Genomic DNA, 12,766 nt, shown 5'->3' with positions numbered 1-12,766 from the left:
TAATTTGGGTCACATTTTAGAATTGCACGGGTAGGCGTTTACCCGATCCAAACTCGTCAAGCCAGACACTCCGCCCGCAAACCTCGGGGCGGTAATGGCTGACAGGAACTGGCAGGCAGGACGGAAGAATTCGATTCCGGCGCAGGCCCTCGTCTGTCTGCTCGCCACCGCCATGCCGTGCGGAATGGCGTGGGGCGCCGGCCCTTCGGCGGGCTTTGCACCGGCGGGCTATATCGGCGAATTCGATCCGAATAGGGTGTGGGAATTCCTGATCGGCGGAATCGTCGTCGTCTCCTTCCTGGCTGCGATCGGCATCTGGATTCTGGCGGCGTTGCGTGGGGCGAAGCGCGCGCAAATGCAGCGCAGCGCCTTCATCAGTTCGGCGCTGAACAACCTCAACCAGGGCGTGATGATGACCAACGCGCAAAACCGCGTGGTCTTCTGCAACGATCGCTTTCTGGAAATGTATGGGCTGAGCCGCGCCGAGATTTCGAGCCGCATGACCGGCCGCGAACTGCTCGAACTGCGGCGCGCGCGCGGGCTGCTCGATCTCACCGTCGAGGAGTTCGGCAAGCTGGCCCGCCGCCCCGAAGGCGTCGTCACCGAACTGCCGGACGGGCGATCGGTGCTCTCGAAGATCTTCCGCCTGCCCAATGGCGGGACGATCGGAACGCACGAGGACTACACCGAACAACGCCAGCTGTCGCGCAAGCTGGCATCGACCACCAAGTTTCTGGAATCGGTGCTCGACAACGTTCCGGTCTGCGTCGCTGCCAAGAACATCGAGGACGGCCGCTACATCTTCGCCAACCGCGCGTTCGAGCGCTTTTCGCGCTTCTCCCGCGATCACATCGTCGGCAAGCGCGCCGACGAGATTTTCCGCCTCGAAACCGCAAAGAGCATTGAGGCGGCGGACCAAGCGGCGTTGGCGGCGCCGGAAGGCTATCATCGCAGCGAATACAGCGTCGAACGCGGCGACGACGAGCGCATCCTCTCGTCCAACCGCGTGGTGGCGCGCAACGAGAACAACAAGCCGGAATTCCTGATAACGCTGTTCGATGACGTCACCGACCGGCGGTCGCTGTCGCGCGAACTCGAAAACACCAAGAAATTCCTCGAACTGGTGGTCGACAACATCCCGGTGTCGCTGATCGTCGAGCGCGTCAGCGACGGGCGCTATCTACTCGCCAACCGCAGCGCCGAGACCATTCTCAATCGCCGCCGCGAGGACGCCACCGGCCTGACCGCCGCCGACATCTTCAATCCGCGCGAGGCCAAACTGATCATCGCGCGCGACGAGGCTGCGATCAAGAAGCGCAGCCTGCTGACCGAAGAGCACCCGATCTCCACCAAGGATGGCTTGCGGCTGTTTCTGACCCGCCGCATGACCGTGCTCGATGAGGCCGGCGAGCCGCAATACCTGATCAAGACCCATGAGGACGTCACCGACCGCCGCCAGACCGAGTCGCGGATGGCGCACATGGCCTATCATGACGGCCTGACGGACCTGCCGAACCGCGCCGCCTTCCTGCAGGCGCTGGCCCAGATGATCGAGGCCTGCGCCGGCACGGACGAGGAATTCGCGGTGTTGTGCGTCGACCTCGATGGCCTGAAGGAAATCAACGACGTGTTCGGCCACGCGATGGGCGACAAGCTCCTGATCGAGGTCGCTGGCCGCATCCAGGCCTGCGCCCGCGGCGGCGTGGTCGCCCGGCTGTCCGGCGACGAGTTCGGCCTGATCATCGACGGCAAGCAGCCGGAGGCGGGCAAGGCGCTCGCCGAGAAACTCGCGCAAACGCTGTCGGACGAATTCGTGATCGACGGCAAGTCGGTGCGAACCGGGGTCACCACCGGCATCTCGGTATTTCCGCATAACGGTTCGGACGCTGCTTCCCTGCTCGCCAATTCCGGCGCGGCGCTGTTCCGCGCCAAGCAGAAGTCGCGCGGCTCGATCAGCATTTTCGAGCCGGAGATGGACCAGCAGATCCGCGACCGCCGCGTGCTGCACCAGGACCTCTCGATGGCGATCCGGAACGGCGAATTGTCGCTGTATTACCAGCCGCAGGCCGCGGCGGGGCCGACGATCGGTACCAGCAAGGTGATTGGCTTCGAGGCGCTGGCGCGCTGGATCCATCCGGTGCGCGGTTTCGTGTCGCCCGGCGAATTCATTCCGCTCGCCGAAGAAAGCGGCCTGATCGTTGAGATGGGTGACTGGATCCTGCGCGAAGCCTGCCGGGAGGCGGCCTCCTGGCCGGTGCCGATGCAGATCGCGGTTAACCTGTCGCCGGCGCAGTTCATGCACGGCGACGTCGTCAGCCTGGTGCATTCGATCCTGCTCGAGACGGGGCTGGCGCCCGACCGGCTCGAACTCGAAATCACCGAAGGCGTGCTGATCGAGGATTTCGACCGCGGTCTCGCCTTGCTGAGACGGCTGAAGTCGCTCGGCGTGCGAATTTCGATGGACGATTTCGGTTCCGGCTATTCCTCGCTGAGTTACCTGCAGGCGTTCCCGTTCGACAAGATCAAGATCGACCGCGCCTTTGTCATGAATCTCGGGCGCAATCCGCAATCGGCGGCGATCGTTCGCGCCGTCATCGATCTCGGCCACGGCCTCGAAATGTCGATCGTCGCCGAAGGCGTGGAGACCCAGGAACAGCTCAGCTTCCTCGCCGACGAGGGCTGTGATGCGGTGCAGGGTTATCTGCTCGGCAAGCCCCAGCCGATCGGCCACTACGCCGCGCTGGTCGGCCGTAGCGCCGCCAACGACGTCGAGACCGAACGCAAGCTCGCCAGCGCCTGATTTCGCGAGCGACATCCACTTTTGGCCATCATGCCCTAGTGTAGTGAAGTCAGATTCTCTCCAGTAGCGCTTGCGTATGGCGGACTATGATCTCGCGATCATTGGCGGCGGGTTGAACGGCGTCAGCATCGCGCGCGACGCCGTCGGCCGTGGCTTGCGCGTCATTCTGCTGGAGCAAGGCGATCTCGGCGCGGGCGCTTCGTCGGCCTCGCCGCGGCTGATCCATGGCGATCTCGCGGGGCTGGAGCGCCGCCATTTCCTGCGCGTTCGTTCCGCGCTAGCCGAGCGCGACACCTGGCTCAGGATCGCGCCACATCTGGTGCGTCCGATGCGCTTTGCGATCCCGGCCCATTCGGATGAACGTCCGGACTGGCAGTTGCGCTCATGGCTCCTGCTCTACGACCGGCTGGCCTCGCGCAGCGGCCTGCCGGCCTCGGCGACCGTCGACGTCACGCATCATCCCATCGGCAATGCGCTGAAGCGGCCGTTCGGCACCGCCTTTGAATATTCCGACTGCGTCGTGGACGATTCGCGCCTGGTGGTTCTCACCGCCGTCGATGCCGCGGCGCGCGGCGCGGTGATTCGCACCGGCGCGCGCTGCAGCCGGGCCGAACGCGGCAGGGAATGGCGGCTGGTGACGATCGATCGCGGTTTTCGCCAGGTGGTCACGGCAAGGGCGGTCGCCAACGCCACTGGCGCCTGGACGCCATCCGTTGCCGAGACGGTGTTGCGCGTGCCGCCGCCGAAGCTTGCCGCCATGCAGATGGACCAGATCGTCGTCCGCCGTCTGTTCGACAGCGACAACATCTATGTGTTCCAGAATAATGACGGCCGGCTGATTTTCGCCAGCCCCTACGAGCGCGATTTTACCCTGATCGGCACCGTCAGCCATGCCTTCAAGGGCGATCCCGCCATCGTCGCGATGGCGGCTGGCGACGTCGCCTATCTCTGCGATGCGGCGAACCGCTATTTCCGCGAGCGGATCGAGACGGTCGACGTGGTGCGCACGCTTTCCGGCGCCAACATGGTGCGGCCCGCCGCGAGCGGGCGCGACGGGGCGATCACGCTCGACCACGGGCGCGGCAAGGCGCCGCTGCTCACGGTGTTCGGCGGCGACGTTACCACCTCGCGGCTGCGCGCCGAGCGGGCGGTCTCGGAACTGACGCCGTTCTATCCGATGTCGGTGCGCTGGACCGCCAAGACGCCGCTGCCCGGCGGCGATTTCGCCTGGGATCGCTTCGACAACGAGGTCGAGGACGTCCGCGACCGCTGGCGGTTTCTCGGCGAGGAGCAGGCGAGGCGGCTGGTTGCCGCCTACGGAACAGACGTCAAGGAAATCCTGGGCGAGGCCAAAGAACGCAGCGAACTCGGCCCGGCCTTCGGGCCGGAATTGACGGGCGCCGAAGTGCGCTATCTCATGCAAAAGGAATGGGCGCGTTTTCCTGACGATATCCTGTGGCGGCGCACCAAGCTTGGCCTCACCATGGATCCTGAGGATCGCGACGCCCTCGCAGCGTTCATGGCCGCTTCAAGACTGGGATGAACCAATATGCGGCACGCGATCAGGCCGACTGTTTTCCTGGCGATCATCGGCTTGTTCGGGGGAATAGCCTATCGCTATTTTCTTGACGATCCGAGCGAAGCAACCTTGCCGTACTATCTTAGGAGCATGATGCATGGGATGGGCATCACGTTCGCCGCCTGGGGTGTTCATCTCTACTTCACGTCGCGACGAAGTGAGTGGATCAGCAAATGGCCGCTGCTGATGGATCTGGCGGTGCGCTCCGCGACCATGGCTATCGTCGTCGCCAGCGCGGCGCTGGTCTTGCAGGTGACGCTGTACTGGGAATCGATCAAGACGAAGTGGTTGATCGAACAGTTTCCCGGCATCGTTGCGATTAGCTTCTTCGCGTCTCTGATCGTCATGTCAGCCTTTGAGCTGACACGGCTGGTCGGCAGCCGCGTGCTGTTCAATATAGCGCTTGGGCGCTACCGAAGCCCGGTGCGGGAAGCGCGCGTGCTGATGTTTCTCGACCTTGCCAGCTCAACTTCGCTCGCCGAATCGATGGGCGAGCTGCGCGTGCAGGGCCTGCTCACTCGCTTCTTCTTCGACATCGACGATGCGATCGTCGCGCATGGCGGCGAGGTCCACGCCTATGTTGGCGATGAGGTCATCGTGACCTGGCCGCTCGATGACAGGATGTCGGGTGGGCGCTGCATCGATTGCTTCTTCGCGATTGCGGACAGCATCGCGGAACGAGCTGATTTCTACAGGCAGGAGTTCGGCATGGTGCCGAGCTTTCGCGCCGGCCTGCATGCCGGTCACGTAGCGATCAGCGAGTGCGGCAGCTCACGCCGCCAGCTTGCCTATTTCGGCGATACCGTGAACGTGACGGCGCGGCTGCAGGAGCACTGCAAGGAGGCCGGCCGGAATTTGCTGGTCTCTGCCGATTTGCTGCGTCACATGAAGCTCAAGCCGGCCTTTTCCGTCGAAGCGCTAGGCGAGGTTCGCTTGCGGGGCCGGGCGGCGGCCATCGAAGTATTTGCGGTCGAACGGCGGACCTGAATTGCAGCGGCGAGCCTAGTTTCGTTGCGCCGCGCGCGCCCAGGCTTCGTCGCGTGCCGATGGCCTGCGGTCGAGCCGCCCCGAGATGCGGCTCGCGGCCTTGTCGCCGTGACCTGCGCGCATACAGGCGACGATCAGCGTATCCTCCCACAATTCGCGCTGGGCGTGGCTGCCGCCGATCCGCGCCAGTTCGGCAACGGCAGGCTCGAGCAGGCGGATCGCCTCCGCATGATCGCTTGCCGCAAATGCCCTGATACCGCGGCAGAGTTCGATGGCTACGCGGCCGGGCAGCAGCTTGCCATCGGCGTCGCGCGCTTCGAGCTGCGCCAGCCGCGCATCCAGCGCATCGCCGCCGGTCATTGCGGTAGCCAGCGCAAAATGCACGTCGGCAAAATGCGCGCCCGCCTGCGGAAAGTATTTTTCGCCGTAGGCAGCCATGTCGCGCCAATGGGGCTCCAGCCCGGTCTGGCCGGCCAGCGCAAGCCGCCACAGCAGCGAGGCGCCATCGGTGAAGATGTTCAGCGGCGGGTAGGGGCGGCCCGCCGGCTTGATATGCTGTTCGTAGATCGCAAGCGCGCCGTCGAGATTGCCGGCGTCGAGCAGGGTCAGCGCGACGTGCCAGGCCAGATGCCCGTGCAGAAAACTCTGGCGATCATGCGCCGGCATCCACTGCGACAGAAACTGGCGGCCCGCTGCCATGTCGCCCTGCTCGAACATGGCGTGCGACAGGCCGTGCGCGGCATTGGCATTGGCCGCTCGCAAACCCATCGCGCGCTCGGATAGCGTCCGCCCGGCGGAGAGATTTCCTGCCTCGGTGTGCGACCAGCCAAGATAAGAAATGAACCACCAGTCTTCGCCATAATGCCGCGCGTGGCGTTCGCAGATCGCAAGCTTGGCGGCATCGTGATCGGGACGGCCCGAGAACGCGTAGAGGCCGAACGCGCCGAGCAGGATCGACAGCACCTGTGCGTCGCGCGGATACTCGTCGAGATGCGCCTCGGCGCCGGTCAGGGCCAGTTTCGGCTTGCTCTCGATCACGGCGGCCATGATCTCGACATGGCTCTTTTCGCGAGGGCTGGCGCCCGCGGCCAGTTCACGGGCCTGCGCGGCAAGAGCACGCGCCTTGCCGCCCTCCATGTTGAGCTGGTGCAGCCGCGCGCGGCCAATATGCGCCAGCGCAAATCCCGGATCTTCCGCGATTGCCTTGTCGAAGGCGTCCTCCGCGCCGTGCCAGGCCGACAGCATGCGGTCGACGCCGTCGCGGTAATGCGCCGCGGCGCGATCCGAGTTGGTCGTCAGCGGCAGGTCATATCTGTCCCGGTTCATTTTCTTGTCCTTGGGCCCGAGGGTCGGGCAAGCCTAGCAGAGACGAGCGCTGCGGCATCCACAATATTGTGGCTGCCCCTCTCCAGCCGGTTGAGCGGATGCCGATCCGCCGCTAGCGTGCGGCCACGATGGGCCCAGGCAGGTGACATGACCGAGGAAGCGCCTGATATCGACACGCGGAATATCGAGGTATCGGCGGGACACGCCGATGCGGCGGCGACCGACGCGCCGCTGCTCCGCATCGAGGCAGTCTCCAAGAAGTTCGGCACCTTCCGCGCGGTGGACCGGCTCTCGCTCGACATCAGGGCCGGGGAATTCTTTGCGCTGCTCGGCCCAAGCGGCTGCGGCAAGACCACGCTGCTGCGGATGCTCGCCGGCTTCGAGACGCCCGACGAGGGCCGCATCCTGCTCGGTGGACGCGACATCGCGCCGGTGTTGCCGCATGAGCGGCCCGTCAACATGATGTTTCAGAATTACGCGCTGTTTCCGCATCTTTCGGTGCGGGACAATATCGCATTCGGGCTGAAGCGCGCGGGAATGCCGCGCGCTGCCATCGATACCCGCGTTGCCGAGATGGTGACGCTGGTGAAGCTTGAGGACATGGAGAAGCGCAAGCCCGATCAGCTCTCCGGCGGCCAGAAGCAGCGCGTGGCGCTGGCGCGCTCGCTGGCGCGGCGACCAAAAGTCCTGCTGCTCGATGAGCCCCTGGCCGCGCTCGACAAGAAGCTGCGCGAGAGCACGCAACAGGAACTGATGGAGCTGCAGCGCCGGCTCGGCATGACCTTCATCGTCGTCACCCACGATCAGGAAGAGGCGATGACGATGGCGAACCGGATCGGCGTCATGAATGCCGGCCGGCTCGAACAGGTCGCGCCCCCGCGCGACCTCTACGAGGCGCCCGCCTCGCGCTGGGTCGCCGAGTTCGTCGGCGACGTCAACCTGTTCGACGGCGACGTCACCTCGCGCGAGCATCATCGCCTGACGATTGCGACTCGCGATGCCGGGACCATCGTGGTCTCCGAGCCGCGTCAGCCCGTCATGAAGACACAGGTCTCGGTCGCGATCCGCCCGGAGAAGGTGAAATTGTCGCGCCGAGGCCCGGCGCCGGATGCGGCCGGTTCGCAGGCGATCAACCGGCTCGAAGGCGTCATCACCGATGTCAGCTATCTCGGCGGCTCGACCGTCTACAAGGTCAAGCTCGACACCGGCGCGGTGGTGCGCTCGTCGGTGGCCAATACCAGCCGGCTCGATACCGAGGCCTGCAGCGCGGGCCAGCGCGTGGTGGCGTGGTTCACGCCCGACGATTGCGTGGTGCTGGAACGATGAGCGCGCGCCGCATCTTTGCACAGCCGGCGCGCTATGCCGCTATCGCGCCATATCTCTGGATGGTGCTGTTCTTCCTGGTGCCGTTCGGCTTCGTGCTGAAGATCAGCCTGTCGCAGACCGCGATTGCGCAACCGCCCTATGTGCCCGTGTTCGATTTCTCCGAAGGATGGACCGCGATCAAGGCGGCCTTCGCGCAGCTATCGCTCGACAATTTCGGGCTGCTGGCTTCCGACAGTCTCTACCTCAGCTCCTATTTGCGCAGCCTCGTGGTTGCCGTGACCTCGACATTGATCCTGCTGTTGATCGGCTATCCCATCGCCTACGGCATGGCGCGGCTGCCGCAGCGCTGGCAGGCGATCGCGATGATGCTGGTGATCGTGCCGTTCTGGACCTCGTTCCTGATCCGCATTTATGCGTGGATCAACATTCTGCAGCATGACGGCCTGCTCAATCAGGCGTTGCTGACGCTGCGCCTGGTCTCGGCACCAGTGGTGTGGCTGTCGACCGATACCGCGATGTATATCGGCATCGTCTATTCCTATCTGCCGTTCATGATCCTGCCGCTCTATGCGACGCTCTCCAAGCTGGACGCCTCGCTGCTCGAGGCGGCAGCCGACCTTGGTGCGTCGCCGCGGCAGGCATTCTGGCTGGTCACGTTCCCGCTGTCGTTACCGGGCGTCGGCGCCGGCGCGCTGCTCTGCTTCATCCCGATCCTCGGCGAGTTCGTCATCCCGGATCTTTTGGCCGGCTCCGGTTCGATGATGATCGGCCAGACGCTGTGGCTGGAGTTCTTCACCAACAAGGATTGGCCGGTCGCCGCCGCTGCCGCGGTGGCGCTGCTGGTTCTGCTGGTGCCGCCATTGGTGCTGTACGACCGGCTGCAGCGCCGGACGCTGGAGGGCGCGAAGTGATCGCCCGGCGGGTCAACAGGATGTCGCCGTTCAACGTCACCTCGCTGGCGCTGGGGCTGGCGTTCCTGTACCTGCCGATCGTCATTCTCGTCATCTATTCGTTCAACGCCTCCCGGCTGGTGACGGTGTGGGGTGGCTGGTCGCTGCGCTGGTATTACGAATTCTTCAACGACCGCGCCATGCTGGACGCCGCCTGGATGAGCCTGCGCGTTGCCGCGGTATCGGCCACATCAGCGACGCTGCTCGGCACGCTGGCAGCCGTAGGCCTGGCGCGCGGCGAACGGTTCAGGGGTCGGGCGCTGTTTTCCGGCATGCTCTATGCGCCGCTGGTGATGCCCGAGGTGATTTCGGGGCTGTCGCTGCTGCTGCTGTTCGTGGCGCTGAATGCCGAGCGTGGATTCTGGACGGTGACGATCGCCCACACCACGCTGACGATGTGTTTCGTCACCGTGGTGGTGCAGTCGCGCCTGGCCTCGCTCGACCGCAGCCTCGAGGAGGCGGCGATGGATCTCGGCTGCAATCCGGTGCAGGCATTCGTTCGCGTGACGCTGCCGCTCATCGTTCCCGCGATTGCGGCAGGCTGGATGCTGGCATTCACGCTGTCGCTCGACGATGTCGTGATCGCGAGTTTTACTACCGGTCCCGGCTCGGCGACGCTGCCGATCCGGATCTATTCCGAGGTGCGGCTCGGTGTGAAGCCCGAGATCAACGCGATCTGCACCATGGTGATCGCGCTGATCGCCGTGGTGATCGTGATCGCCTCGCTCGCCTCGAAGCTGTCGAGCACGCAGGGCGAGAGCGCGGCGCCGCTTTGAGCTCGTCATTGCGGGGACGAGACTACCGGACCTGGCCGCTCAATCGTCCACATCCTCCTGCGGCCGTCCGAACAGATGCACGATGCCCGGCGTCGTGATCGAGACGAACACGAAGCGTGACAGATGATGGGCGCCGACGAAGATCGGATCGATATGCAGCGTGAGCGCCAACGCCAGCATGGCGTCCATCGCGCCGGGCGCAAACGCCACCACGACGTCGGCAAAGCGCACATGGGTGGTCAGCACGATCACCGTGACGAAAACGGCTGAAATGACGATGGCAACCGCGAACGAGCCCAGCCCGGCATTGATGTGGCTGACGAGCGTCGACCTGCTGATCCGCGCAAAGCGGGTGCCGATCAGAGCGCCGATACCGACCAGCACCACGCCGCGCATCCAGGGCGGCAGGCCGCCCTCGATCAGGCCGGTGCCGTGCAGCACGGCCGAGGCGATCATCGCGCCGAACATCCAGCTGGCTGGAAAATTGGCGAGCCGAAGCAGCAGTGCAAACGCGATGGCGGCGCCGGCCAGCACGGCGAGTTCGAGCGGCGAGGCAATCAGGCTCGCCACCTCCACCGGCGCCGAGGGTGCGATGCCGGTCAGCGCCAGCAGCAGCGGCAGGGCCGCGGTCAGGATGATCACGCGCATGGTCTGCACCACCGCGATTGCAGCGACATCGGCGCCCTTCTCGGCGGCCAGCATGGTGATCTGCGACAGCGCGCCGGGGCTGCCGGCGAGCAGCGCCGAAGTCTTGTCCCAGCCATGCATGCGCTGAAGGTAGAAGCTGGAGCCGAAGGTCGAGCAGAACGTCGCCAGCGCCAACAGGCCGATGGTCAGGGGGTAGGCGCTCACGTGCTGGATCAACTGCCGCGAGACCAGCGAGCCCAGGGTGACGCCGAGCAGCACCAGCACGGTCTGGGTCAGGATCGGCGGCATCGTCACCGGCCGCCCGGCCATGGCGGCGATGCCGACGGCGGCCATCGCGCCGGAAATCAGCCCGCCCGGCAAATTGAGCCACAGAAACAAGAGACCGCCGGCGGCGCCGATCACGAGCGTCTCGAGCGTGCCCAGGATTTTGGCGCGGTCGGCAACGGCGGAAGATATCGAGGTGGGGATCAGGCTCACGCTGCCTTATGGCAAATCCGCACACGCCGGACAAATGCGTCACGCGATTGCAGCAATGCAACGGTAGCGTCTGCACAACGCCTGCACAAACCTCCCGCCGCGCTGGCTGAACGCGGGCTGAATGCGAAGGCAGGTGGTGCATCGTCGGCGCCAAAAAATTTTTACCACAGGGATCGCCCGATGCGTTGTCGCAAGCTGTGGTTGCGCTAGGATAGTTGCCGCAGATGACTGTCCCCAAGGAGACCAGGGATGACTACTCAAGCAAAGATACTGGGTGCGTGTGCGGTGTCGGCGTTGGCTGCGTTTGCGATGACGACGTCGCCGGCGCAGGCACTGACCGCGCAGGAATGCAGCGCCAAATACCAGGCTGCCAAAGCCGCCGGCACGCTCGGCGACCAGAAGTGGAATGACTTCCGCAAGGCGCAATGCGGCGCCGATGCCGCCCCCGCTCCGGCGGCCGCCGCGGCACCTGCCGCAGAGCCAAAGGAAGCCGCCAAGAAAGAAAAGAAGGGAGCCGCCAAGGAAGCCGCGGCGCCTTCCGCTCCGGCAGGTCCCGCAGTCTTTCCGAGCGCGGTCGATGCGAAATATTCCAAGGAGAGCGCCGGCAGAGCCCGCTTGCACACGTGCGCGGATCAGTACAAGGCCAACAAGGCGACCAACGCCAATGGCGGGCTGCAGTGGATCCAGAAGGGCGGCGGCTATTACAGCGAATGCTCGAAGAAGCTGAAAGGCGCGGCCTGAACAGGCAATCGACGCGGGCGCGGCCGGATATTCGGCCGCGCCTACAGTTCGCGGAGCAATGTCTCGGCCGACTTCGCTACGAGCTGTGCGCGCTTGCGCTGGCCGCGTTCGAGAAACAGCAAGCTCTGGCCGAACACGAAGCAATAGAACAGGAACGCCTGCGCGTCGGCTTCCTCTGGCGGCAAGCCGGTCGCGCGATAGAGCTGCCCGACATTTTTCAGGCGCGCGGCATCGACGCTGGCGACGGCTGCGGCAGCCAGTTCGTCGGACCGGGCCCATTGCCGGATCGCCAGTTCGACCGCCATGCCTTCGGTATTGATGCGCTCGGAATAGCGCGCAGTCAGCGCCTTCAGCCGCTCGCGCGCGGTCGTGCCGTCGAGGCTGGTGTGTTTTTCGATCGCGGCGATGCGGCCCGCGCTCCAGTGCTGCAGCATGGCTTCCAGCAGCGCCGCGCGGTCGCGGAAGCGGCGGTAGAAGCCGCCCTTGGTGACGCCGAGGTTCTTGGCCAGCACCTCGACCCGCACGCCCTCGACGCCGGCCCGGGCGATTTCCTTAAAGCCGGCTTCGATCCAGCGCTCGCTCCGCACCTCGCCGGTTCGGGTGTCGCTTTTGCTGTCGCTTCTGGCGTCGATCATGGTCTCACCGAATATTGATACGGTGCCGTATTGCTAACCCGGCGAACGCCTGATACGCTACCGTATCAGAGTGACAAAAGCGGGGAGCAAACGATGGAGACGGACGCGACCTATCGCGGCACGGTCTATCCCTGGCAATGCGATCATGTCGGGCACATGAACATCATGTGGTACGTCGGCAAATTCGACGAGGCGAACTGGAACCTGTTCGCCCGACTCGGCCTGACCCCGTCCTATCTGCGCACGTCCGGCCGCGGCATGGCCGCCATGCAGCAGACCATCACCTACAAGCGCGAACTCCTGGCCGGCGACATCGTCGAGGTCAAAAGCCGGCTGCTGGAAATTCGCGACAAGTCGATCCGTTTTGTCCACGAAATGCGAAATGCCGAAACCGGCGAGATCGCCGCCACCTGCGAATTCGTCGGCGTCCACTTGGACCGGCAGGCGCGCAAGTCGACCGCCTTCGCGCCCTCGATCCGCACCGCCGCGACGAGGCATCTCGAACCGGCGATGGCCTGACC

11 protein-coding genes are annotated in these 12,766 nt (G+C 65.0%); 8 read left to right on the top strand and 3 right to left on the bottom strand.

Translation table 11 applies throughout. The features are described from left to right. Positions 1-94 precede the first annotated feature (94 nt). The 3 genes from ACH79_RS05340 (at position 95) to ACH79_RS05330 (ending at position 5,366) form a co-directional block, all read left to right on the top strand. Positions 95-2,800, top strand: a complete 2,706-nt coding sequence (locus ACH79_RS05340; protein ID WP_161850075.1) for an EAL domain-containing protein — start codon at positions 95-97, stop codon at positions 2,798-2,800. A 76-nt stretch (positions 2,801-2,876) separates the two neighbouring features. Then, positions 2,877-4,343 carry a glycerol-3-phosphate dehydrogenase gene (locus tag ACH79_RS05335; RefSeq protein WP_161850074.1) on the top strand — a complete coding sequence of 489 codons (1,467 nt, stop codon included), beginning with the start codon at positions 2,877-2,879 and terminating at the stop codon, positions 4,341-4,343. A 6-nt stretch (positions 4,344-4,349) separates the two neighbouring features. Beyond that, positions 4,350-5,366, top strand: a complete 1,017-nt coding sequence (locus ACH79_RS05330; RefSeq protein ID WP_161850073.1) for an adenylate/guanylate cyclase domain-containing protein — start codon at positions 4,350-4,352, stop codon at positions 5,364-5,366. Between the two features lie 15 nt (positions 5,367-5,381). On the opposite strand, the gene ACH79_RS05325 is transcribed toward ACH79_RS05330, so the two are convergent. Further along, entirely contained in the window at positions 5,382-6,692 is a 1,311-nt protein-coding gene (locus tag ACH79_RS05325) for a tetratricopeptide repeat protein (RefSeq protein WP_246738440.1), read from the bottom strand. A 147-nt stretch (positions 6,693-6,839) separates the two neighbouring features. Between ACH79_RS05325 and ACH79_RS05320 the strand changes: the two genes are divergently transcribed. The 3 genes from ACH79_RS05320 to ACH79_RS05310 are packed head-to-tail and all read left to right on the top strand — an operon-like array spanning position 6,840 to position 9,744. Continuing rightward, the gene (locus tag ACH79_RS05320) at positions 6,840-8,018 is read left to right on the top strand and encodes an ABC transporter ATP-binding protein (protein WP_161850072.1); all 1,179 of its coding nucleotides are present in this window, start codon (positions 6,840-6,842) and stop codon (positions 8,016-8,018) included. Beyond that, on the top strand, positions 8,015-8,929 hold the full coding sequence (locus ACH79_RS05315; protein ID WP_161850071.1) for an ABC transporter permease: 915 nt from the start codon (positions 8,015-8,017) through the stop codon (positions 8,927-8,929). The genes ACH79_RS05320 and ACH79_RS05315 overlap by 4 nt, the downstream gene beginning before the upstream one ends. Positions 8,930-8,949: 20 nt before the next feature. Continuing rightward, positions 8,950-9,744 carry an ABC transporter permease gene (locus ACH79_RS05310; protein ID WP_161856227.1) on the top strand — a complete coding sequence of 265 codons (795 nt, stop codon included), beginning with the start codon at positions 8,950-8,952 and terminating at the stop codon, positions 9,742-9,744. Positions 9,745-9,783: 39 nt separating this feature from the next. On the opposite strand, the gene ACH79_RS05305 is transcribed toward ACH79_RS05310, so the two are convergent. After that, positions 9,784-10,863, bottom strand: a complete 1,080-nt coding sequence (locus ACH79_RS05305; RefSeq protein WP_371419446.1) for an AbrB family transcriptional regulator — start codon at positions 10,861-10,863, stop codon at positions 9,784-9,786. Positions 10,864-11,118: 255 nt separating this feature from the next. On the opposite strand from ACH79_RS05305, the gene ACH79_RS05300 reads away from it, so the two are divergent. Then, positions 11,119-11,610, top strand: coding sequence for a hypothetical protein (locus ACH79_RS05300; protein ID WP_161850069.1), 492 nt, complete (start codon positions 11,119-11,121; stop codon positions 11,608-11,610). Positions 11,611-11,651: 41 nt separating this feature from the next. Here the strand turns inward: ACH79_RS05300 and ACH79_RS05295 are convergent, their stop codons facing one another. Then, on the bottom strand, positions 11,652-12,245 hold the full coding sequence (locus ACH79_RS05295; protein WP_161850068.1) for a TetR/AcrR family transcriptional regulator: 594 nt from the start codon (positions 12,243-12,245) through the stop codon (positions 11,652-11,654). A 93-nt stretch (positions 12,246-12,338) separates the two neighbouring features. Here ACH79_RS05295 and ACH79_RS05290 point away from each other — a divergent pair, with 93 nt between their 5' ends. Beyond that, positions 12,339-12,764 carry a thioesterase family protein gene (locus ACH79_RS05290; RefSeq protein ID WP_161850067.1) on the top strand — a complete coding sequence of 142 codons (426 nt, stop codon included), beginning with the start codon at positions 12,339-12,341 and terminating at the stop codon, positions 12,762-12,764. The last annotated feature ends 2 nt before the right edge of the window (positions 12,765-12,766 follow it).

Origin of the sequence: Bradyrhizobium sp. CCBAU 051011 (assembly GCF_009930815.1) — a bacterium.
Classification (GTDB): Bacteria; Pseudomonadota; Alphaproteobacteria; order Rhizobiales; family Xanthobacteraceae; genus Bradyrhizobium.
This window is presented reverse-complemented; position numbering and strand designations above follow the sequence as displayed.

What these genes read in the sequence shown, in the direction of transcription:
- ACH79_RS05340 (WP_161850075.1), top strand. Translation starts at nt 95, where the DNA reads ATGGCTGACAGGAACTGGCAGGCAGGACGGAAGAATTCGATTCCGGCG.
- ACH79_RS05335 (WP_161850074.1), top strand. Translation starts at nt 2,877, where the DNA reads ATGGCGGACTATGATCTCGCGATCATTGGCGGCGGGTTGAACGGCGTC.
- ACH79_RS05330 (WP_161850073.1), top strand. Translation starts at nt 4,350, where the DNA reads ATGCGGCACGCGATCAGGCCGACTGTTTTCCTGGCGATCATCGGCTTG.
- ACH79_RS05325 (WP_246738440.1), bottom strand. Translation starts at nt 6,692, where the DNA reads ATGAACCGGGACAGATATGACCTGCCGCTGACGACCAACTCGGATCGC.
- ACH79_RS05320 (WP_161850072.1), top strand. Translation starts at nt 6,840, where the DNA reads ATGACCGAGGAAGCGCCTGATATCGACACGCGGAATATCGAGGTATCG.
- ACH79_RS05315 (WP_161850071.1), top strand. Translation starts at nt 8,015, where the DNA reads ATGAGCGCGCGCCGCATCTTTGCACAGCCGGCGCGCTATGCCGCTATC.
- ACH79_RS05310 (WP_161856227.1), top strand. Translation starts at nt 8,950, where the DNA reads ATGTCGCCGTTCAACGTCACCTCGCTGGCGCTGGGGCTGGCGTTCCTG.
- ACH79_RS05300 (WP_161850069.1), top strand. Translation starts at nt 11,119, where the DNA reads ATGACTACTCAAGCAAAGATACTGGGTGCGTGTGCGGTGTCGGCGTTG.
- ACH79_RS05295 (WP_161850068.1), bottom strand. Translation starts at nt 12,245, where the DNA reads ATGATCGACGCCAGAAGCGACAGCAAAAGCGACACCCGAACCGGCGAG.
- ACH79_RS05290 (WP_161850067.1), top strand. Translation starts at nt 12,339, where the DNA reads ATGGAGACGGACGCGACCTATCGCGGCACGGTCTATCCCTGGCAATGC.